The 21,214-nt window shown below is 66.5% G+C and carries 22 protein-coding genes; 6 read left to right on the forward strand and 16 right to left on the reverse strand.

From position 1 onward, the window contains the following. Positions 1 to 13 precede the first annotated feature (13 nt). Positions 14 to 2,104, reverse strand: a complete 2,091-nt coding sequence (locus tag FFS62_RS17330; protein ID WP_137974093.1) for a TonB-dependent siderophore receptor — start codon at positions 2,102 to 2,104, stop codon at positions 14 to 16. 220 nt (positions 2,105 to 2,324) lie between these two features. Here FFS62_RS17330 and FFS62_RS17335 point away from each other — a divergent pair, with 220 nt between their 5' ends. Then, positions 2,325 to 3,188 carry an oxaloacetate decarboxylase gene (locus FFS62_RS17335; protein ID WP_137974094.1) on the forward strand — a complete coding sequence of 288 codons (864 nt, stop codon included), beginning with the start codon at positions 2,325 to 2,327 and terminating at the stop codon, positions 3,186 to 3,188. Here FFS62_RS17335 and FFS62_RS17340 read toward each other — a convergent pair. Then, positions 3,178 to 3,915, reverse strand: coding sequence for an ABC transporter substrate-binding protein (locus FFS62_RS17340; RefSeq protein ID WP_171016365.1), 738 nt, complete (start codon positions 3,913 to 3,915; stop codon positions 3,178 to 3,180). The genes FFS62_RS17335 and FFS62_RS17340 overlap by 11 nt on opposite strands. Positions 3,916 to 4,033: 118 nt before the next feature. Between FFS62_RS17340 and FFS62_RS17345 the strand changes: the two genes are divergently transcribed. Next, positions 4,034 to 4,300 (forward strand): DksA/TraR family C4-type zinc finger protein, encoded by a 267-nt coding sequence (locus FFS62_RS17345; RefSeq protein ID WP_137974096.1) that lies wholly within the window; start codon positions 4,034 to 4,036, stop codon positions 4,298 to 4,300. On the opposite strand, the gene FFS62_RS17350 is transcribed toward FFS62_RS17345, so the two are convergent. Then, entirely contained in the window at positions 4,301 to 4,762 is a 462-nt protein-coding gene (locus FFS62_RS17350; protein WP_137974097.1) for a YMGG-like glycine zipper-containing protein, read from the reverse strand. Between the two features lie 140 nt (positions 4,763 to 4,902). On the opposite strand from FFS62_RS17350, the gene FFS62_RS17355 reads away from it, so the two are divergent. After that, complete coding sequence (locus tag FFS62_RS17355; RefSeq protein ID WP_137974098.1) at positions 4,903 to 5,763, forward strand: DMT family transporter; 861 nt, start codon at positions 4,903 to 4,905, stop codon at positions 5,761 to 5,763. Between the two features lie 10 nt (positions 5,764 to 5,773). Here FFS62_RS17355 and ureC read toward each other — a convergent pair whose 3' ends face one another. The 7 genes from ureC to FFS62_RS17390 form a co-directional block, all read right to left on the reverse strand. Further along, positions 5,774 to 7,474: an urease subunit alpha gene (ureC, locus tag FFS62_RS17360; RefSeq protein WP_137974099.1), complete on the reverse strand. Its 1,701-nt coding sequence runs from the start codon at positions 7,472 to 7,474 to the stop codon at positions 5,774 to 5,776. After that, on the reverse strand, positions 7,474 to 7,779 hold the full coding sequence (locus FFS62_RS17365; RefSeq protein ID WP_137974100.1) for an urease subunit beta: 306 nt from the start codon (positions 7,777 to 7,779) through the stop codon (positions 7,474 to 7,476). Before FFS62_RS17365 ends, ureC begins: the two co-directional genes overlap by 1 nt. Then, positions 7,776 to 8,309, reverse strand: a complete 534-nt coding sequence (locus FFS62_RS17370) for a GNAT family N-acetyltransferase (protein WP_137974101.1) — start codon at positions 8,307 to 8,309, stop codon at positions 7,776 to 7,778. The genes FFS62_RS17365 and FFS62_RS17370 overlap by 4 nt, the downstream gene beginning before the upstream one ends. After that, complete coding sequence (locus tag FFS62_RS17375) at positions 8,306 to 8,824, reverse strand: GNAT family N-acetyltransferase (RefSeq protein ID WP_137974102.1); 519 nt, start codon at positions 8,822 to 8,824, stop codon at positions 8,306 to 8,308. The genes FFS62_RS17370 and FFS62_RS17375 overlap by 4 nt, the downstream gene beginning before the upstream one ends. A gap of 2 nt (positions 8,825 to 8,826) precedes the next feature. Continuing rightward, positions 8,827 to 9,129 (reverse strand): urease subunit gamma, encoded by a 303-nt coding sequence (ureA, locus tag FFS62_RS17380; protein ID WP_137974103.1) that lies wholly within the window; start codon positions 9,127 to 9,129, stop codon positions 8,827 to 8,829. After that, positions 9,129 to 9,980, reverse strand: a complete 852-nt coding sequence (locus tag FFS62_RS17385) for an urease accessory protein UreD (protein WP_137974104.1) — start codon at positions 9,978 to 9,980, stop codon at positions 9,129 to 9,131. Before FFS62_RS17385 ends, ureA begins: the two co-directional genes overlap by 1 nt. Before the next feature lie 70 nt (positions 9,981 to 10,050). Further along, on the reverse strand, positions 10,051 to 11,100 hold the full coding sequence (locus FFS62_RS17390) for an AraC family transcriptional regulator (protein ID WP_137974105.1): 1,050 nt from the start codon (positions 11,098 to 11,100) through the stop codon (positions 10,051 to 10,053). Between the two features lie 301 nt (positions 11,101 to 11,401). Between FFS62_RS17390 and eat the strand changes: the two genes are divergently transcribed. From eat to eutC, 3 genes are read left to right on the forward strand one after another with little or no spacing between them, the layout of a single operon-like run. Further along, entirely contained in the window at positions 11,402 to 12,766 is a 1,365-nt protein-coding gene (gene eat / locus FFS62_RS17395) for an ethanolamine permease (protein ID WP_137974106.1), read from the forward strand. 48 nt (positions 12,767 to 12,814) lie between these two features. Next, positions 12,815 to 14,209 (forward strand): ethanolamine ammonia-lyase subunit EutB, encoded by a 1,395-nt coding sequence (locus FFS62_RS17400; protein ID WP_137974107.1) that lies wholly within the window; start codon positions 12,815 to 12,817, stop codon positions 14,207 to 14,209. A 5-nt stretch (positions 14,210 to 14,214) separates the two neighbouring features. Beyond that, complete coding sequence (gene eutC / locus FFS62_RS17405) at positions 14,215 to 15,039, forward strand: ethanolamine ammonia-lyase subunit EutC (protein WP_137974108.1); 825 nt, start codon at positions 14,215 to 14,217, stop codon at positions 15,037 to 15,039. 29 nt (positions 15,040 to 15,068) lie between these two features. Here eutC and FFS62_RS17410 read toward each other — a convergent pair whose 3' ends face one another. The 6 genes from FFS62_RS17410 to urtA form a co-directional block, all read right to left on the reverse strand. Continuing rightward, complete coding sequence (locus tag FFS62_RS17410) at positions 15,069 to 15,488, reverse strand: hypothetical protein (RefSeq protein WP_137974109.1); 420 nt, start codon at positions 15,486 to 15,488, stop codon at positions 15,069 to 15,071. Between the two features lie 65 nt (positions 15,489 to 15,553). Then, the gene (urtE, locus tag FFS62_RS17415) at positions 15,554 to 16,252 is read right to left on the reverse strand and encodes an urea ABC transporter ATP-binding subunit UrtE (protein ID WP_137974110.1); all 699 of its coding nucleotides are present in this window, start codon (positions 16,250 to 16,252) and stop codon (positions 15,554 to 15,556) included. Positions 16,253 to 16,255: 3 nt separating this feature from the next. Then, on the reverse strand, positions 16,256 to 17,107 hold the full coding sequence (gene urtD / locus FFS62_RS17420) for an urea ABC transporter ATP-binding protein UrtD (RefSeq protein ID WP_137974111.1): 852 nt from the start codon (positions 17,105 to 17,107) through the stop codon (positions 16,256 to 16,258). Next, positions 17,104 to 18,195, reverse strand: a complete 1,092-nt coding sequence (gene urtC, locus FFS62_RS17425) for an urea ABC transporter permease subunit UrtC (RefSeq protein ID WP_137974112.1) — start codon at positions 18,193 to 18,195, stop codon at positions 17,104 to 17,106. Before urtC ends, urtD begins: the two co-directional genes overlap by 4 nt. Beyond that, entirely contained in the window at positions 18,195 to 19,769 is a 1,575-nt protein-coding gene (urtB, locus tag FFS62_RS17430) for an urea ABC transporter permease subunit UrtB (RefSeq protein WP_137974113.1), read from the reverse strand. Before urtB ends, urtC begins: the two co-directional genes overlap by 1 nt. A gap of 179 nt (positions 19,770 to 19,948) precedes the next feature. Continuing rightward, positions 19,949 to 21,214 (reverse strand): urea ABC transporter substrate-binding protein, encoded by a 1,266-nt coding sequence (gene urtA / locus FFS62_RS17435; RefSeq protein ID WP_137974114.1) that lies wholly within the window; start codon positions 21,212 to 21,214, stop codon positions 19,949 to 19,951.

Genomic DNA, 21,214 nt, shown 5'->3' on the forward strand with positions numbered 1-21,214 from the left:
GAAGTCCTTGTGATCAGAGGTTGAGGCTCAGGCTGAAGCTGAGGTTGCGGGGCTCGCCGGGCAGTACCCAGACGCTGTTGTAGGAGCGCTCGTAGTACTTGCGGTCGAAGAGGTTGTTGAGGTTCACGCCCAGGGTCAGGTCCTCGCTGGCCTTGTAGTGGGCCAGCAGGTCCAGGGTCTGGTAGTCCGGCAGGCGGAAGTCGCTGCCGGCCTGGCCGGAGCGTTCGCCGACATGGTTGAAGGCCGCGCCGATATCCGAACCGCGCAGGGCGCCGTCCTGGAATTCGTACACGGCCATCAGGCTGCCGGCGTGGCGCGGGATGCCGAGCAGGTCGCTGCCGGCCGGGATGGCGGCGTCGCCCTTGGTCACTTCGGCGTCGATATAGGCGTAAGCGCCGATCACTCGGACGGCATCGCTGAGCTGGCCGCTGAGCTGCAGGTCCAGGCCGCGGCTGCGCGCCTCGCCGGCGGCCACGCTGTCACCCAGGGCATCGGTGGTGACCACGTTTTCCTTGTCGATATGGAACAGCGCGATGGTGCCGCCCAGGCGGCCGTCGAGCAGGTCGAGCTTGAGGCCGGTCTCGTAGCCCAGCCCCTTCTCTGGCTTATATACCTGGCCCTGGCTGCCGATGGCGTTGGGCTTGAACGAGGTGCCGGCGTTGGCGAATACGCCGACCTCCGGCGTGAGCTGGTAGAGCAGGCCGACGCGCGGAGTGGCGACATCCTTCTCCTGCTGGTTGCTGACGCCCGTGGCGCGGTTCAGCGAGGTCTGTTCCACTCGCTCCAGGCGCACGCCGACCAGGCCGCGCAGGCGCTCGGTGAAGGCGATCTGGTCCTGCAGGTTGAGGGCGTAGCTCTCGGTGTGTTCGTGGAAGTCGTTGGGCCTGGTGATCGGCGGCTTGGGCGCGCCGTAGATCGGCTGGTAGATGTTCAGGCCGTAGCTGACCAGGGTGTCGCTCTGCGGGTATTTCTGGCTGTTGCGGTAGTTCTCGTACTCCAGGCCGACCAGGCTCTGGTGCTGCCAGCCGCCCAGCTCGAAGCTGCCGTGCAGCTCGGCCTGGGTGATGCTGTCGTTCCACTCGAAGTCGCGCTGGCGGTAGAAGCGGGTGATGGTGTCGCCGACCAGTCTTTGCGGCTCTGAGCTGTCGCCATTCAGATGGCCCTGGGTGTAGTGGTTGGCCAGGCGCAGCTTCCAGTCCTCGTTGAGATAGCGTTCCAGCGCCAGATCAAGAGTCTGGTTGTCGTTGCGGATATCGCGGTCGTTGGGTTCGCCGAGGAAGGTGGAGCGCTGCACCGAACCCAGCTCGCCATTCACCGCCGGGATGCCGCGGTCGAACACCGATTCGGTGCGGGAGAACTCGGCGTCGAGCTGCAGTTGGGTGTTCTGGTCCAGCTGCCAGCTCAGCGAAGGCGTGACCACCTGGCGGCGGTTGCCGACGTGATCGCGGAAGCTGCCGTAGTCTTCCACCGCCAGGTTGATGCGCGACAGCAGGCTGCCGTCCTCGTTGAGCGGTGTGTTGGCATCCAGGCTGCTGCGGTAACGGTCCCAGCTGCCGGCACTGAGGTTGAGTGTGCTGAACGCCTCGGCCTGCGGGCGCTTGCTGACGATATTGACCAGGCCGCCCGGGTCGCCTCGCCCATACAGGCTGGCCGACGGTCCCTTGAGTACCTCGACGCGCTCGATGGCGGAGGCGTCCGGCGAGCTGTAGCTGCCGCGGTTGATGGCGAAGCCGTTGCGATACAGCTCGCCGGTGGTGAAGCCGCGCACGCTGTAGTTGAGGAAGGTCAGGCCGCCGAAGTTGTTCTGCCGCGACACGCCGCCGGCGAAGTCCAGGGCGCGGTCGATGCGCGTGGTGTTGAGGTCTTCCAGTACCTGGGCCGGCACCACGTCGATGCTCTGCGGCGTGTCGCGGATATCCACATCGCTGCGCGTGGCCGTGGCGGAGCGGGTGGCGCGGTAGCCCTCGACCGGGCTGGTGGCGCTCTCGTAGTGGCTGTCGGTGATGGTCAGGCTTTCCAGCTGGACGGGTTCTTTAGCCCAGACCGCGCTGCCGAGCAGGGTGGTTGATATTCCTATCAATCCGATTTTATGCAGATTTTCCATGTCATTTCCTTATATAGATGAAATAACATAACAAAATAGATTTGAAGGAATCCACCCCTTGTCGGAAGGTTCGGTCTATCGGAAGGCGGCGATTGCGCCGCTGAAAGGCGAGCGCAAGACTGATCTGGCAACTTCGCTTGGCGGGATACTTGGCTGGTTTTGTAGTTTTACTACATAATTGGCCGATCCAAATGACAACGAATCGGCAGTAGCGGCTCCCATGCACAGAACCTCGCACCACGACCTTCGCGCGCAGTGCCGCGCATTACTCGCCTCCAATGCCTGCTATCACACGGCTTCGGTGTTCGACCCCATGTCCGCGCGGATCGCCGCCGACCTCGGTTTCGAGGTGGGCATCCTGGGTGGCTCTGTAGCTTCACTACAAGTTCTGGCCGCGCCGGACTTCGCCCTGATCACGCTCAGCGAATTCGTCGAACAGGCCTCGCGCATCGGTCGCGTGGCGCGCCTGCCGGTGATCGCCGACGCCGACCACGGCTACGGCAACGCGCTCAACGTGATGCGCACGGTGGTGGAATTGGAACGCGCCGGCATCGCCGCGTTGACCATCGAGGACACTCTGCTGCCGGCCCAGTTCGGTCGCAAATCCACCGACCTGATCGGCGTCGACGAGGGCGTCGGCAAGATTCGCGCGGCGCTGGAGGCACGGGTCGATCCGGATCTGGCGATCATCGCCCGCACCAACGCCGGCGTGCTCGAGGTGGACGAAGTGATCCGCCGCACCCAGGCCTACCAGCGGGCCGGTGCCGATGGCATCTGCATGGTCGGCATCCGCGATTTCGAGCACCTGGAGCAGATCGCCGAGAACCTCAGGGTGCCGCTGATGCTGGTCAGCTACGGCAACCCCTCGCTGCGCGACGACGCCCGCCTGGCCAGCCTCGGCGTGCGCATCGTGGTCGACGGCCACGCTGCCTACTTCGCCGCGATCAAGGCCACCTACGACTGCCTGCGCGAGCAGCGCGGCATCGCCGCCAGCGACCTCAACGCCACCGAGCTGACGCACAAGTACACCCAGCCCGAGGACTACATCGTCTGGGCCCGCGAGTACATGAACGTCAAGGAGTAGCAGTGGCCTGCTGCACCAGGCGCTGCAGCGAGCCGTCCTGACGCATCTCCCGCAGTACCTGGTTGAAGCGCTGCAGCAGCTCGCGCTGGTCGGCCTGCTTGGCGAACACCAGGAAGGTGGGGTTGATGCTCAGCGGCTGGGGCAGGGCGGTCAGGTGTTCCATCCCGGGCAGATGCAGCAATCGTTGCCCGGCCAGCTCGATCACCACCACCGCATCCAGCCGGCCGGATGCCAGTTTGCGCAGGTTGGCCTCGTCCGAGCTGCCTTCCTGGGCAAGGATGCGTCCTTCACGTACCGCCTGGTCGAAGTCTTCGGTATAGCTCCAGCCGCGAATCACGCCGATGCGTTTGCCATGCAGGTCGCCGATCTGGTCGAAGGCCAGCGGCTTGTCCTGCTGCACATAGAGCAGCAGGCGTTCCTCGAAGATCGGCTCGGAGTAGTCGAATAGCTTGATGCGCTCGGCGTTGCGATAGATGCCGGCGATGCCCACTTCACCGGCGGCGCCTCTGAGCAGCGCACGTTTCCACGGCATGGGCTGGATCAGCAGCGGTTCGCCGAGACGGGCGAAGATCGCCTGCAGCATCTGCGGGTAGAGCCCCTGCGGCTGCTCCTCATGCTGATACATGAACGGCGGATTGGCGTTGTCGATGGCGACCAGCGTCTCCGCTCGCGCCAGCAGGACGCTGCAACTCAACAGCAGAATCGCAAGTGGGCGTAGGCAGGACATCGGCGGAATTCCCTCGCGGTTACTGCAAGCATAGCCAGCCGGCGGGCTGGCGCTGCGCTTGCAATCGGCCGGTGGCGGGCGCATATCTGCCTATAAGACAGATGCCTGGAGGTGCTTCATGGCCGGCGGATGGACCAACGATAGCGCAGTGCAGGAACAGATCGACAGCAGCATCGAGGATGCCGTCGCCCGGGCGCGCAGCCAGCTGCCCAGGGGCGAGAGCCTGCATCATTGCGAAGAATGCGACGCCCCGATCCCCGAGGCCCGCCGCCAGGCGGTGCCCGGCGTGCGCCTGTGCGTGAAATGCCAGGCGGAGCACGACAGAGAGCAGGCGGCGTTCAGCGGCTACAACAGGCGCGGCAGCAAGGACAGCCAGCTGCGCTGATCACGGGCTGATCGAGTAGCCGCGGGAGCTCATGCAACTCACATAGGCCTGGCTGGAGCTGCTTTGTGCGGCCTGGTCGTTGCGCCGCTCTTCACGCCGATCGCGGCGCTGCCGGGAACCGCCGACCACCACGCCGGCGGCTGCCGCCTCCCGAGCCTGGTTCTGCCGGTACTCCTGCTTCACATCATCGTCGATGCGGTCATAGGCCTCGTCGTGCTGGCGCCCGCGTACTTCGGCAGCCGCCGCACCTGCTGCAGCACCCACGGCGGCGCCGCGCAGGCGCCCGCCACCACTGCTAGTCGAGCTGCTGGAAGTGCCGGAAGCCTGGCTTTGGCAGGAGGCGATATCACTCTGGATCTGCTGCTGGCTCTGGCCGTTGAGCGGAACCAGGGTCTCGGCGCCGGCCGTTGTGCTCAGCAATAGCGAGCAGGTGAGGAGGGTGGTGCGGAGTGGCGTGGACATGGCGACCTCGATCAGCGGAGCGGTGCATTCACTCTAGTCCCATACCCAATCGGCGCCGGGTCAGTGGACGGTCGGCGCTGGTTGGCAGAAATGGTTTTTGGCAAAATAGTTAGCCGGCTCATTATTAGGTTGTTCTGATCTTGCACCAGCATTCCCGCCCCGGTCTGGGCATTGCGCTGATCCTCGCCGCCGGCCTGCTGCTATCCAGCCAGGATGCCCTGGCCAAGACCCTCACCGCTTCCTATCCGCTGCTACTGGTGGTGTGCCTGCGCTACCTGGCGCAGAACCTGCTGATGCTGGTGGTGTTCGCCCCGCGCATGGGGCTGGACCTGGTGCGCACCCGCCGGCCGCTGCTGCAGCTGGCGCGTGGCCTGAGCCTGGTCGGGGTGACATTGCTGTTCTACTCCGGACTTCGCTACATCCCGCTGGGCGAGGCGACGGCGGTGATCTTCCTGGCACCGCTGGTGGTCGTGGTGCTGTCGGTGCTGTGGCTGAAGGAGGCGGTCAGTCGTGGGGTGTGGCTGGCGGTGGGCGGTGGCCTGCTCGGCGTGCTGCTGATCGTGCGTCCCGGTGGCGAGCTGTTCACTCCGGCGAGCCTGTTGCCCCTGGCCGCCGCGTTCTGCTTCGGTCTGTACCAGCTGCTCACCCGCCGGCTCAGCGCTACCGATGCCCCGGCCACCAGCAACTTCCTCACCGCGCTGGTGGGCAGCCTGGGAACCGGCCTGCTGCTGCCCTGGACCTGGCAGACGCCGGCGCCGATGGACGTGCTGCTGATGGCGGCCTTGGGTGGTCTGGCGATGACCGGGCACATGCTGCTGACTCATGCCTACCGCTTCGCCAGCGCCGCCAGCCTGGCGCCCTTCACCTATGGGCAGATCCTGATCGCCGCGCTGATCGGCGTCGTGGTGTTTGGTCACCTGCCCGATGCCTGGGCCGTGCTCGGCATGGCCGTGATCATCCTCAGTGGCGCGGCGCTGGCCTGGAGCCAGCGGCGTTCCTGAGGCGCACGGCTCAGAACAGGAAGTAACGCTGCGCCATCGGCAGTACCTCGGCCGGCTCGCACCAGAGCAGTTGGCCGTCGGCCTTGACCTGATAGTTCTGCGGGTCGACCTCGATGCTCGGCAGGTAGTCGTTGTGGATCAGGTCGGCCTTGGTCACCTCGCGGCAGCCTTTGACCACGCCGATCTGCTTCTGCAGACCGAGCTGCTGCGGCACGCCTGCCTCCATGGCCGCCTGGCTGATAAAGGTCAGGCTGGTGGCGTGCAGCATGCCGGCGTAGCTGCCGAACATGGGGCGGTAGTGCACCGGCTGCGGGGTCGGGATTGAGGCGTTGGCGTCGCCCATCAGGCTGGCGGCGATGGCGCCGCCCTTGAGGATCAGCGTCGGTTTCACCCCGAAGAACGCCGGGCGCCAGAGCACCAGGTCGGCGAACTTGCCCACTTCGATGGAGCCGACTTCGTGGCTGATGCCGTGGGTGATCGCCGGGTTGATGGTGTACTTGGCGATGTAGCGTTTGACCCGGAAGTTGTCGTTGCCCGGACCGTCGCCGGGCAGGGCGCCGCGCTGCTGCTTCATCTTGTCGGCGGTCTGCCAGGTGCGGGTGATCACTTCGCCGACGCGGCCCATGGCTTGGCTGTCGGAGCTGATCATCGAGAACGCGCCGAGGTCATGCAGTATGTCTTCGGCGGCGATGGTCTCGCGGCGGATGCGGCTTTCGGCGAATGCTACGTCCTCGGCGATGCTCGGGTCGAGGTGGTGGCAGACCATCAGCATGTCCAGATGTTCGTCGATGGTGTTGCGGGTGAACGGCCGGGTCGGGTTGGTCGAGCTGGGCAGCACATTCGGGAACCCACACGCCTTGATGATATCCGGCGCGTGGCCGCCACCGGCACCCTCGGTGTGGTAGGTGTGGATGGTGCGGTTCTTGAACGCGCCGAGGGTGGTTTCGACGAAGCCGGATTCGTTGAGGGTGTCGGTATGGATCGCCACCTGGATGTCGTATTGGTCGGCCACGCTCAGGCAGTTGTCGATCGCCGCCGGCGTGGTGCCCCAGTCCTCGTGCAGCTTGAGGCCAATGGCGCCGGCCTTGACCTGCTCGATCAGCGGTTCGGGCAGCGAGACGTTGCCCTTGCCGGTGAAACCGATGTTCATCGGGAAGGCGTCGGCGGCCTTGAGCATCATCGCCATGTGCCACGGCCCCGGGGTGACGGTGGTGGCGAAGGTGCCGGTGGCCGGCCCGGTGCCGCCGCCGATCATGGTGGTGGTGCCGCTCATCAAGGCCTCTTCGATCTGCTGCGGGCAGATGAAGTGGATATGGGTGTCGATGCCGCCGGCGGTGAGGATCATGCCCTCGCCGGCGATGACCTCGGTGGCGCCGCCGATGGCGATGGTCACGTCGGGCTGGATGTCCGGATTGCCGGCCTTGCCGATGGCGGCGATACGCCCGCCCTTCAAACCGACATCCGCCTTGACGATGCCCCAGTGGTCGATGATCAGCGCGTTGGTGATCACCGTGTCGACTACATCCTTGGCGCACAGCTGGCTCTGGCCCATGCCGTCTCGGATGACCTTGCCGCCGCCGAACTTCACCTCGTCGCCGTAGGTGGTGAAGTCCTTCTCCACCTCGACCCATAGGTTGGTATCGGCCAGGCGCACCTTGTCGCCGACGGTGGGGCCGAACATGTCGGCATAGGCTTGGCGGGAAATCTTCATCACAGCGCTCCCATGATACGGCCGGCGAAGCCGAAGACGCGGCGGTTGCCGGCCAGCTCGACCAGCTCCACTTCGCGCGACTGGCCCGGCTCGAAACGCACGGCGGTGCCGGCGGCGATATTCAGGCGCATGCCCCGCGTGGCTGCGCGGTCGAAGCTCAGCGCGTCGTTGGTCTCGAAGAAGTGGAAGTGCGAGCCGACCTGGATCGGCCGGTCGCCACTGTTGGCCACGGTCACGCGCAGGGTGCGGCGGCCGACGTTGAGTTCGATCTCGCCGTCCTGAATCTGGTATTCGCCGGGAATCATGGCTGGGGCCTCGACAGGGTCTTGTAGTAGATGGCGTTGGCCCGGTAAGTACCGTCCGGGCCGCAGGCGTAGTCGGGCAGGCCGCCGATGCCGGTGTAGCCCAGCGCCTGGTAGAAGGGTTCGGCGTCGCTGCCCGCCTCGGTATCCAGATAGAGCAGGCCGCGCTTGAGCTCGGCTGCTTCGCCCTCCAGGCGCAGCATCAGCGCGCGGGCGATACCGCGGCGGCGGGCACTGCTGTGCACCAGCAGCTTCTGCACTTCGCCGCGGTTGAGGCCATTGCGTTTCTGGCACAGGCCCAGCTGCACGCTGCCCAGTAGCTGGCCTCTGTCCTGGGCGATCCAGATCAGCTGCGAGCCATCACGCAGGCCTTGCAGCACCTGGTCGAAATAGGAGCCGGCCTCGACCTCGTCGAGGTCGGCGAGAAAGCCCACCGAGGCGCCCTGCGTGACGGCGTCGAGCAGCAGCCGGATCAGTTGTGGGCGGTACTGCTCGAAGTCCGCGGCGGCGAGGCGCTCGATGAGCGGCGTCATGGCGCGCTGCGCTCCGGGGTGAGGATCAGCTGCATAGAGGTCAGGTCCAGCCAACGGCCGAACTTGCGGCCCACCTGGGGCATCTGCCCGGTGGTGACGAAGCCTAGGCGTTCGTGCAGGCGGATCGAGGCGGCGTTGCCGCTCTCGATGGCAGCGACCATCACGTGCTTGCCGCAGGCCCTGGCACGCTCGATCAGGGCCGCCATCAGCAGTGGGCCGAGGCCATTGCCGCGCTGGTCGGCGCGGATGTACACCGAATGCTCGACGGTGTGGCAGAAGCCATCGAAGGGACGCCAGTCGCCGAACGAGGCGTAGCCGACCACTTCACCGGTGGCGTTCTCCGCTACCAGGATCGGGTAGCCCTGCTGGGCGCGGGCGGTGAACCAGGCCTGACGATTGGCCAGGTCGACCACGTCGTCCATCCAGATCGCGGTGGTGTTGAGCACGGCGTCGTTGAAGATGTCGCGCAGAGCGGGCAGGTCGGCGTCGGCTGCGTCGCGAATGATCAGGCTCATGGTCAGGCAATCGGCTGATGCACGGTCACCAGCTTGGTGCCGTCGGGGAAGGTGGCTTCGATCTGGATCTCCGGAATCATCTCTGGCACGCCCTCCATCACCTGCTCGCGGGTCAGCAGGGTGGTGCCGTAATGCATCAGCTCGGCCACCGTGCGGCCGTCGCGGGCGCCTTCGAGCAGGGCCGCGGAAATCAGCGCCATGGCTTCGGGATAGTTGAGCTTCACGCCGCGGGCCAGGCGCCGTTCGGCCACCAGGCCGGCGGTGAAGATCAGCAGCTTGTCCTTTTCGCGGGGCGAAAGATCCATCAGGTACTCCAGATTCTCGGGGGCACGGCCTCGCGGCCGAGCAGGGCAGGGCGCAACAGGCGCCAGAGTTCGATCAGCCAGGCGCGGGCGTGCAGCGCCTCGCCGGCCAGGCAGCGGGCCACGACCAGGCCCGGCAGTTGGGTCAGGTCGCCACGCACGGTATGGCCGGCCGGGCAGGGCAGCTCGCGGCAGCGTTCCAGCAGTTCGGCGTCGACTTCGCCGGTGATCAGCAGGGTGGCGAATACCGGTTGGCCATCGAGGCCGATGGGCGAGTCGAGCAGGCCATCGCCGCCGACTACGCGCTGGCGTTCGTGCCACAGCGGCTGGCCGTCGCGGCGGATATCCAGGGCGGACTGGAAATGGCCGTTGGCGAAGCGTTCGCCGGCCGCCGGGCGGCCGAGGGCGACCATGTCCCAGTAGCACAGGCGCGCATCGCCTGCGAGTTCGATGCGGGTGCTCAGCTCGGCCTGGGCGCCGCAATAGACGATGGTCTCCTGCGGCAGCCATTCCAGGGTGGCGCCGGGCGCCACGCGCAGTTCCACCTGTTGCCGCGCTGGGCAGTTGGCCCGGTACCACTTGGCGGCGCCGGGGCTGGTCAGTTGGGCCCAGGCCTGTTCGCCAACGCTGGCGCTGATATTCAGGCTGTCGCCACCGGCGATGCCGGCCGGCGGATGCACGATGATGTGCTGGCACACCTCGGGACCTTCGGCATGCAGATGCTTCTGCACCCGCAGCGGGCCGAGGTGGCGGCGCAGGGTCGGACGCGTCCACTCCTGCTGGCGGGCATAGGCCAGCTCCAGCTCGGCGTGCCAGGCTGGGGTGAACAGGGTCGGGTTAACGGGGGCGTTCATCGTGGGCATCCGGCCGGGGCGAACGGGGCGCCAGTGTATATCGCGATGACGAATGACTGCATAGGTGGGCTCAGGCCGTGGGTGCCTGCAGCCATTGCCGCGGGCTGGTGGCGAACCAGCGACGGAAGGCGCGGGAGAAGGCGCTGGTCTCGGAGTAGCCGAGCAGTGGCGCCAGCTCGGTGATCGGCAGGCGCCGGCGCAGGTAGTGCAGGGCCAGCTCGCGGCGTACCTGGTCGATCAGCGCGGAATAGCTGAGATTCTGTTCGCGCAGACGGCGCTGCAGACCGGCACCGCTCAGGCCGAGGCCGGCGGCGATCTGCTCCAGGCCCGGCTCGCCCAGCGGCAGGGCGTCACGCACCAGGCCGCGGGCCTGGTCGACCAGGCACTGCTGGTGCTGCTGGCCGCCTAGGCGGGCGATGGCGTCCTGCACCAGCATCAGCAGCACCGGGTCGCGCTCGGGCATCAGCCGGCCGACGATGTCGCGCTTGGGAATCAGCAGGGCATTGCACGGCTGGTCGAACAGTATCGGCGCATCGAACACCGCCTGGTGCTCGCGCCAGCCTTCCGGCTTGCCATGCTCGAACAGCACGGCGCGCGGTGCCCAGGTCGGGCCCAGCACATGGCGCACCAGGTTCAGCGCCATGCCCATGGTCAGCTCGGCGTCCTGGCGCTTGTCGAGGATCGCCGGGTGGCGCACCTGATAGTCGAAGCGGTAGCACTCGCCGATATCCACCAGGCGGATCAGCGTGTCGTGCTGGTGATAGGGGAAGGCCAGGGCGAAGTTGCGCAGCGCCTGCTCCAGCGTGTCCGAGCACAGCCCGACGTAGCCGAGCAGGCCGAGGGCGCGCGGCTGGAATTGCTGGCCGTAGCGCAGGCCGAAGTTGTCGCAGCCGGACTGGCTCGCAGCTTCCTCCAGCACCTTGCAGTAGTTGCTCAGGCTCAGGCTGAGGGTCGGGTGCAGCAGCAGGTCGGGGTCGATGCCGGCCACGCCGAAGACCCGCTCGGCGTCGCCACCCTGCAGGCCGATGAAACGATCCAGTCCGCTGGCGGCGGCCGACAGCACGCCGAGATTGCTCGGGGCGTCGGTCATGGCCAGCGGATGAGGAATGTTCAGGGACATGGACGGTGCGCGCCAGGGTGATGGGCAGGGATTAGCAATAGTCGTGCCCCGCTGCGCAGAGGCTCTGGACTGGCCGGCGGGTTTTCACCTCGGCCGGTGTCTGCATCGCCTTGGGGCGTACTCGCAACGAAATGCACTCATGTGGCGCAAAAGCCCGCCGCAGAGCGGTCTGCAGGCCTTGTGGCGACTTGACTCTGCAGCTGCGCGCGGACTTTGCAAGGTCAAGTCTCGGCCGGGGTTGGCTGGATATCCTCGCCAAGCGATCGACGTCTGACGTGGCTCTCACATCGAGGAATTGGCAATGACAACAACGACACTGAAACCGACGCTCGGCACCCTGCACCTGTGGGGCATCGCCGTGGGTCTGGTGATTTCCGGGGAATATTTTGGCTGGAGCTATGGCTGGGGCGCCGCGGGCACGCTGGGCTTCCTGGTCACCACGCTGATGGTGGCGGCGATGTACAGCTGCTTCATCTTCAGCTTCACCGAACTGACTACCGCAATACCGCACGCTGGTGGGCCCTTCGCCTACAGCCGTCGCGCCTTCGGCCCCACCGGCGGGATGATCGCCGGCATGGCCACCCTGATCGAATTCGTCTTCGCCCCGCCGGCCATCGCCATGGCCATCGGCGCCTACCTCAACGTGCAGTTCCCCGGGCTCGACCCGAAACTGGCGGCGGTCGGTGCCTACTTGATCTTCATGACCCTCAACATCCTTGGCGTCAGCATCGCCGCCACCTTCGAGCTGGTGGTCACCGTGCTGGCGGTCGCCGAGCTGCTGGTGTTCATGGGCGTGGTGGCACCGGGCTTCAGCTTCAGCAACTTCGTGCTCAACGGTTGGGCCGGTAGCGATGTGTTCGGCATGCCTGCCATCGCCGGCATCTTCGCCGCGATTCCGTTCGCCATCTGGTTCTTCCTCGCCATCGAGGGTGCGGCCATGGCCGCCGAAGAAGCCAAGGATCCGAAACGCACCATCCCGCGGGCCTATATCGCCGGCATACTGACCCTGGTGTTCCTGGCGCTGGGCGTGATGGTGATGGCCGGTGGCGTGGGTGACTGGAAGGCCCTGTCCGGCATCAACGACCCGCTGCCGCAGGCGATGAAAACCGTGGTCGGTGAGAACTCCGGCTGGCTGCACATGCTGGTGTGGATCGGCCTGTTCGGCCTGGTCGCCAGCTTCCACGGCATCATCCTCGGCTATTCCCGCCAGTTCTTCGCTCTGGCTCGCGCAGGCTACCTGCCGCCGGCCCTGGCCAAGCTGTCGCGCTTCCATACCCCGCACCGCGCCATCATCGCCGGTGGCCTGGTAGGTATCGCGGCGATCTACAGCGACGGCCTGATCGCCCTGCAGGGCATGAGCCTGACCGCGGCGATGATCACCATGAGCGTGTTCGGCGCCATCGTCATGTACATCATGAGCATGCTCAGCCTGTTCAAGCTGCGTAAGAGCGAGCCGCACCTGGAGCGCACCTTCAAGGCGCCGGGCTACCCGCTGGTGCCGGGAATCGCCCTGGCCCTGGCGCTGGTGTGCCTGGCCGCGATGATCTGGTTCAACGGCACCATCGCGCTGCTGTTCCTCGGCCTGATGAGCATCGGCATGGTGTACTTCCTGCTGACCGGCGCCCAGCGCGACGCCGTGCCGGCCGACGCCCTGCTGCAACCGTAATGGATCCACGCCCGCCGGCAACGGCGGGCGCTTGTTTCAGGAGTATTCATGGCCACATTCGCCCATACCGTCGGCCAGCACACCTGGCGCTTCGACAGCCTGCGCGAGGTCATGGCCAAGGCCAGCCCGGCGCGCTCCGGCGACTACCTGGCCGGCGTGGCCGCCAGCAGCGATGCCGAGCGCGTCGCCGCACAGATGGCGTTGGCCAATATCCCGCTCAAGCATTTCCTGAGCGAGGCACTGATTCCCTACGAAGACGACGAGATCACCCGGCTGATCATCGACACTCACGACGCGGCGGCCTTTGCCCCGGTCGCCCACCTCACCGTCGGCGGCTTCCGCGACTGGCTGCTCGGCGAGCGTGCCGACGAGGCCAGCCTGCGCGCCCTGGCGCCGGGGCTGACGCCGGAGATGGTGGCAGCGGTGTCGAAGATCATGCGCGTGCAGGACCTGATCCTGGTGGCGCAGAAGATTCGCGTGGTCACCCGTTTTCGCAACACCATGGGCCTGCGCGGCCGCATGTCGACGCGCCTGCAGCCCAACCACCCGACCGACGATCCGTCCGGCATCGCCGCCAGCATTCTCGACGGCCTGCTGTACGGCAACGGCGATGCCATGTTCGGCATCAACCCGGCCACCGACAGCCTGGGCGCGCTGACCGATCTGCTGAAGATGCTCGACGCGATCATCCAGCGCTACGAGATCCCCACCCAGGCCTGCGTGCTGACCCACGTCACCAGCTCCATCGCCGCCATCGAGCGCGGCGCGCCGGTGGACCTGGTATTCCAATCCATCGCCGGCACCGAGGCGGCCAACGCCGGTTTCGGCATCACCCTGCAGGTGCTGCAGGAAGGCTACGAGGCCGGGCTGTCGCAGAAGCGTGGGACGCTGGGCGACAACCTGATGTACTTCGAGACCGGCCAGGGCAGCGCGCTGTCGGCCAACGCCCACCACGGCGTCGACCAGCAGACCTGCGAGGTGCGCGCCTACGCGGTGGCGCGCCACTACCAGCCGTTCCTGGTGAATACCGTGGTCGGCTTTATCGGCCCCGAGTACCTGTACAACGGCAAGCAGATCATCCGCGCCGGCCTGGAAGACCACTTCTGCGGCAAGCTGCTCGGCGTGCCGATGGGCTGCGACATCTGCTACACCAACCACGCCGAGGCCGACCAGGACGACATGGACACCCTGCTGACCCTGCTCGGTGCGGCCGGCATCAACTTCATCATGGGCATTCCCGGCTCCGACGACGTGATGCTCAACTACCAGACCACCTCCTTCCACGACGCGCTGTACGCCCGCCAGCTGCTCGGCCTGCGCCCGGCGCCGGAGTTCGAGGCCTGGCTGGAGCGTATGGAAATTCTTCACCAGCGCGACGGCCGGGTACGCCTCGGCGGCAGCCTGCCGCCGGCCTTCCGCCAGGCGCTGGCACAACTCGGGTGACCCGCATGCACGACGATAAGGCGCCGAGCGGCGCCATCGACGATCCCTGGCAGGCACTGCGCCGCCTGACCCCGGCGCGCATCGCCCTGGGCCGCGCCGGCACCAGCCTGCCGACCGGCGCGCAGCTGGACTTCCAGTTCGCCCACGCCCAGGCGCGCGATGCCGTGCACCTGCCGCTGGACTGCAGCGCGCTGGTCGCGCAGCTCGGCGACGGTGGTGAGCAAGCACTGCTGCTGCACAGCGCGGCGGCGGACCGACATGTCTACCTGCAGCGCCCGGACCTGGGCCGGCGCCTGGATGCGCCATCGGTGGAGATCTTGCGTCGCCATCGAGCAGAACACGCGCAGGGCTACGATCTGGCCATCGTGATCGCCGACGGCCTGTCCGCCCTGGCCGTGCAGCGCCACAGCCAGCCGTTCCTGCAGCGCCTGCGCGAGCAGATGGCGGACGATGGCTGGTCGCTGGCACCGCTGTGCCTGGTGCAGCAGGGGCGAGTGGCGGTGGCCGACGAAGTGGCCGAGCTGCTCGGCGCCAGGATGGTGGTGATCCTGATCGGCGAGCGCCCGGGGCTGAGCTCGCCAGACAGCCTCGGCCTGTACTTCACCTACGCGCCGAAGGTCGGCCTCACCGACGCCTTCCGCAACTGCATCTCCAACGTGCGCCTGGAGGGTCTGAGCTACGGCGTGGCCGCGCACAAGCTGCTGTACCTGATGCGCGAGGCCTGCCGGCGCCAGCTGTCCGGGGTCACTTTGAAAGATGAGGCCGAGTTGCCCGGCCTGGATGGCGAGCAGCCGGCGCGGCTGAATTTTCTGGTGGATTCGTTGCAGTAACCGCTGGCGGAAAACGCTGCGCGGGGTTTCTACCCGGCGGCCCGCTCGGCGCGCTTGTGCAGCCAGGCGGCGATGCTGGAGTACAGGCTCAGTACCAGCAGGGCGGCGCATACCAGCAACCACCACTGCAGGTGCAGGCCATAGTGCGGCGGAGAATGCAGCACGCCGGCCACCCAAAACAGCGCCATCGGCAGTGCCAGCAGGGTGGCGCACCAGGCGCGGCCCCAGGAACGGCAATACGACCAGGGCCGCAGCACGGCCAGCAGCAAGCCACACTCGGCCAGCACGATGGCGCAGAACAGCAGCACCCATTGCAGTGGATAGGCTGGCTCCATCCCCTCGGGCATGGCGCGGCTTGCCCAGTAGTCCGGCAGGCTGCCGCCATAGATGACCATGGCGCAGCCGAGCAGGGCGCAGAGGGGTAGCAGCAGGTGGCGCAGTGCGGTCATTGATGCCGGCATCCAGCGGGAACGAGGCGCCGATTATGCGCAGAGCACGAGCCGGGTGTCGCCGTTCAGATCGCCACCAGGCCGCGCACCCCATCGGTCTCCATGGTCTCGCCACGGCCCTGCTGGACGATCTCGCCGCGGCTCATCACCAGGTACTGGTCGGCCAGCTCGGCGGCGAAGTCGTAGAACTGCTCGACCAGCAGGATGGCCATGTCGCCGCGCTCGGCGAGCTTGCGGATGACCACGCCGATCTCCTTGATCACCGAGGGCTGGATGCCTTCGGTGGGCTCGTCGAGGATCAGCAGGCGCGGCTTGCTGGCCAGCGCGCGGCCGATGGCCAGCTGTTGCTGCTGGCCACCGGAAAGGTCGCCGCCACGGCGCTGCTTCATCTCGCGCAGCACCGGGAACAGCTCGTATATGAACTCGGGGACGGTCTTGGCCTCGCTGGCGCCGAAACGGGACAGGCCCATCAGCAGATTTTCTTCCACAGTCAGGCGCGGGAAGATTTCGCGGCCCTGCGGCACATAGGCGATGCCGGCGTGCACGCGCTGGTGCGGCTTGTGGCCGTTGATGGTCTGGCCTTCCCAGTTGATGCTGCCCTCCTTGGCCGGGATCAGGCCCATCAGGCATTTCAGCAGGGTGGTCTTGCCCACACCGTTACGCCCGAGCAGGCAGGTGACTTCGCCGATCTTCGCTTCGAAGCTCAGGCCGCGCAGGATATGGCTGCCGCCGTAGTACTGGTGGAGTTTGTCGACTTGCAGCATGGTTCAGCGCCCCAGATAGACTTCGATAACGCGTTCGTTGGCCTGCACTTCTTCCAGCGAGCCCTCGGCCAGCACGCTGCCCTGGTGCAGCACGGTGACGTGGTCGGCGATCGAGCCGACGAAGCCCATGTCGTGCTCCACCACCATCAGCGAGTGCTTGCCGGCGAGGCTCTTGAACAGCTCGGCAGTGAACTCGGTCTCGGCGTCGGTCATGCCCGCCACCGGCTCGTCGAGCAGCAGCAGTTGCGGGTCCTGGACCAGCAGCATGCCGATCTCGAGGAACTGCTTCTGGCCGTGGGACAGCAGCCCGGCCGGGCGATGGCGCGAGCCTTCCAGGCGGATGGTGCTGAGCACTTCCTCGATGCGGTCTTTCTGCGCGCCGGAGAGCCGCGCGCGCAGGCTGGCCCATACCGACTTGTCGGTCTTCAGCGCCAGTTCGAGATTTTCAAAGACGCTGAGCGCCTCGAACACCGTGGGCTTCTGGAACTTGCGACCGATGCCGGCCTGGGCGATCTCGACCTCGCTCATCTGGGTCAGGTCGAGCGTCTCGCCGAAGTAGGCGTGGCCGTTGTCCGGGCGGGTCTTGCCGGTGATCACGTCCATCATGGTGGTCTTACCAGCGCCGTTGGGGCCGATGATGCAGCGCAGTTCGCCGACGCCGATGTACAGGTTGAGGTCGGTGATGGCGCGGAAGCCGTCGAAGCTGACGTTGATGCCTTCCAGGGTGAGGATGGTGCCGTGGCGCACATCCAGCCCCTTGGCCGCGGCGCTGCCGAGGCCGACCGCATCGCGGCCGGTGCCGGCCGGGTCGAAGGCGGGTTCGAGCATGAATTCAGGCAGGGGCGTGGCTCTCATTGCTCCTTCTCCTTCTTGATCAGGCCGATCACACCTTTCGGCAGGAACAGGGTGATGACGATAAACAGGGCGCCCAGGGCAAACAGCCAGTACTCGGGGAAGGCCACGGTGAACCAGCTCTTCATGCCGTTGACGATGCCGGCGCCAAGCAGCGGGCCGATCAGCGTGCCGCGGCCGCCGAGGGCGACCCAGATGGCGGCCTCGATGGAGTTGGTCGGCGACATCTCGCTGGGGTTGATGATGCCCACCTGCGGCACATACAGCGCGCCGGCCAGGCCGCACAGCACCGCGCTAAGCACCCAGATAAACAGCTTGTAGCCGCGCGGGTCGTAGCCGCAGAACATCAGACGGTTCTCCGCGTCGCGCAGCGCCGTCAGCACCCGGCCGAACTTGCTGCGCGCCAGGGCGAAGCCCAGGGCCAGGCTGCCGACCAGCAGCAGCACGGTGCAGAAGAACAGGAAGGCGCGGGTGCCCGGTGCGGTGATGTCGAAGCCCAGAATCGTCCTGAAATTGGTGAAGCCATTGTTGCCGCCGAAGCCGGTCTCGTTGCGGAAGAACAGCAGCATGCCGGCGAAGGTCAGCGCCTGGGTCATGATCGAGAAGTACACGCCCTTGATCCGCGAGCGGAAGGCGAAGAAGCCGAACACCAGGGCCAGCAAACCGGGCGCCAGCACCACCAGGCACAGGGCCCAGAGGAAGTTGCTGGTGCCGTACCAGTACCAGGGCAGCTCGCTCCAGGCGAGGAAACTCATAAAGGCGGGCAGGCCGTCACCGGCCGACTGCCGCATCAGGTACATGCCCATGGCGTAGCCGCCAAGGGCGAAGAACAGGCCGTGGCCGAGCGACAGCAGCCCCGCATAGCCCCAGACCAGATCAAGTGCCAAAGCGACTATGGCGTAGCAGAGGATCTTGCCGACCAGAGTCAGGCCGTAGGCCGAGACGTGCAGGGCGTTGTCCGCCGGCAGCAGGTGCAGCAGCGGCATGGCCAGCAGCACAGCCAGTACCAGCAGGCCGACGGCGAGGGACGCCTGCGGTCCCAGTTTCGCCGTGGCGCGGGCCAGCAGCGTTTGGTTGAGTGCTTGAGTCATCAGTCGATCACCCGTCCTTTCAGTGCGAAGAGGCCTTGCGGACGTTTCTGGATAAACAGAATGATCAACGCGAGGATCAGGATCTTGCCGAGCACGGCGCCGATCTGCGGTTCCAGCAGCTTGTTGGCTATCCCTAAGCCGAAGGCCGCCAGCACGCTACCGGCCAGTTGTCCGACGCCGCCAAGCACCACCACCAGGAAGGAGTCGATGATGTAGCTCTGGCCCAGGTCCGGGCCGACGTTGCCGATCTGCGACAGCGCCACGCCACCGAGGCCGGCGATGCCGGAGCCGAGGCCGAAGGCGAGCATGTCCACCTGGCCGGTAGGCACGCCGCAGCAAGCCGCCATATTGCGGTTCTGGGTGACGGCACGGACGTTGAGGCCGAGGCGGGTCTTGTTCAGCAGCAGCCAGGTCAGCGCCACCACGAACAGGGCGAAGCCGATGATCACCATGCGGCTGTAGGGCAGTACCAGGTTCGGCAGCACCTGCACGCCGCCGGACAGCCAGCCGGGGTTGGCGACTTCGACGTTCTGCGCACCGAAGATCACCCGCACCGCCTGGATCAGCATCAGGCTGATGCCCCAGGTGGCCAGCAGGGTTTCCAGCGGGCGGCCGTACAGATGGCGGATCACCGTGCGCTCCAGCGCCATGCCGATGGCGGCGGTGACGAAGAAGGCCACCGGCAGGGCGGCCAGCGGGTAGAGCGCGAGGTATTCCGGGGCCAGGCGCTGGAAGCCCAGCTGCACCATGTAGGTGGTGTAGGCGCCGAGCATCAGCATCTCGCCGTGGGCCATATTGATCACCCCGAGCAGGCCGAAGGTGATGGCCAGGCCGAGGGCGGCCAGTAGCAGGATCGAGCCGAGGCTCAGGCCACTGAAGGCCTGGCCGAGCAGCTCGCCGACCAGCAGGCGACGTTTGACCTGGGCCAGGCTGGTCTCGGCGGCGGTGCGTACCGCGGCGTCGGCTTCCACGCCTTCGGCCAGCAGGCCTTCCAGGCGGGTGCGGGCCAGCGGGTCGCCGCTTTCGCCGAGCAGGCGCACGGCGCTCAGGCGGATTGCCGGGTCGGGGTCGACCAGCTGCAGGTTGGCCAGGGCCAGTGCCAGGGCGGCGCGTACGCCGTCATCCTGTTCGCTGGCGACGCGGGCGTTGAGCAGTTCCAGCTGCGCCGGCTTGGCGCTCTTCTGCAGCTGCTGGGCGGCGGCCAGGCGCGTGGCCGGCTCTGCGGCGAGCAGTTGCTGGCTGGCCTGCACGTTGGCCAGCAGACCGCGCAGGCGGTTGTTCAGGCGCAGTTTCTTCGGCGTGCCGTCGGCGGTCGCAGCTGCTTCGGCGGCTTGCCAGCTGCCGTCGACTTCATAGAAGGCGGCCTTACTCGCATCGACGCCGACGCGGCCCTGCTGCAGGGCATCGAGCAATGGCTGGCGAGCGGCATCGGGGTGGGCGGCCCAGCTCTCGAGGAGCTTGGCCTGCTTGGCCGGGTTGGCGGCGACGAAATCATTGGCGTCGCCCGCCTGGGTGGTCAGCGGCACGATCAGCAGTGCCAGTGACAGCAGAAAGGGAATCAGGGCAGTGGGCATGTTGGAACGGTCCTTCGAGTGGAGCCGTGGCCCGGAATGCTTCCGGGCTACGAACACCCTCTCCCCCGGCCCCTCTCCCGTGAACGGGAGAGGGGAGGGAAATGCCCGGCGTTGCTGACAAGCAGCACCGGGCCGTTCCTCTCCCACGGGTGGGAGAGGGCCAGGGAGAGGGGCTTTGCTTAGTTGGACTTCACCGCGTAGTCCGGCTTCTTGTCGTTGCCGGGGATGAAGGGGCTCCACGGCTGGGCGCGCAGCGGGCCTTCGGTCTGCCAGACGATGGAGAACTGACCGTCTTCCTGGACTTCGCCGATCATCACCGGCTTGTGCAGGTGGTGGTTGGTCTTGTCCATGGTCAGGGTGTAGCCGCTCGGGGCGGCGAAGGTCTGGCCGGCCAGGGCTTCGCGGACCTTGTCAACGTCCGTGGTGCCAGCTTTCTCGACGGCCTGGGCCCACATGTTGATGCCGACGTAGGTGGCTTCCATCGGGTCGTTGGTCACCGCGGTCTGGTAGTTCGGCAGGTTCTTGGCCTTGGCGTAGGCCTTCCACTTGTCGACGAAGGCGCTATTGACCGAGTTGTCCACCGACTGGAAGTAGTTCCAGGCGGCCAACTGGCCCACCAGCGGCTTGGTGTCGATGCCGCGCAGTTCTTCCTCGCCGACCGAGAAGGCCACCACCGGGATGTCGGTGGCTTCGATGCCCTGGTTGGCCAGTTCCTTGTAGAACGGCACGTTGGAGTCGCCGTTGACGGTGGAGATCACCGCGGTCTTGCCGCCGGCGGAGAACTTCTTGATGTTGGCGACGATGGTTTGATAGTCGCTATGACCGAAGGGGGTGTAGACCTCTTCGATGTCCTTGTCGGCCACGCCTTTGCTGTGCAGGAAGCTGCGCAGGATCTTGTTGGTGGTGCGCGGGTAGACGTAGTCGGTGCCCAGCAGGAAGTAGCGCTTGGCGGCGCCGCCGTCTTCGCTCATCAGGTATTCCACGGCCGGGATGGCCTGCTGGTTCGGCGCCGCGCCGGTGTAGAACACGTTCGGCGACATCTCTTCGCCTTCGTACTGCACCGGGTAGAACAGCAGGCCGTTGAGCTCCTCGAACACCGGCAGCACGGACTTGCGCGATACCGAGGTCCAGCAGCCGAACACCACGTCGACCTTGTCCTGGGTCAGCAGCTGGCGCGCCTTCTCGGCGAACAGCGGCCAGTTGGAGGCCGGGTCGACCACCACCGCTTCCAGCTGCTTGCCGCCCACGCCGCCCTTGGCGTTGATCTCGTCGATGGTCATCAGCGCCATGTCTTTCAGCGAGGTCTCGGAGATGGCCATGGTGCCGGACAGCGAGTGCAGGATGCCGACCTTGATGGTCTCGGCGGCCTGCACGGTCCAGGTCATGCCCATGGCGGCGATGGAAGCGGAAAGGGTGAAGGCCTTGATCAGGCTGCGACGTTGCAT

The organism is Pseudomonas sp. F(2018) (assembly GCF_005508865.1).
Classification (GTDB): domain Bacteria; phylum Pseudomonadota; class Gammaproteobacteria; order Pseudomonadales; family Pseudomonadaceae; genus Aquipseudomonas.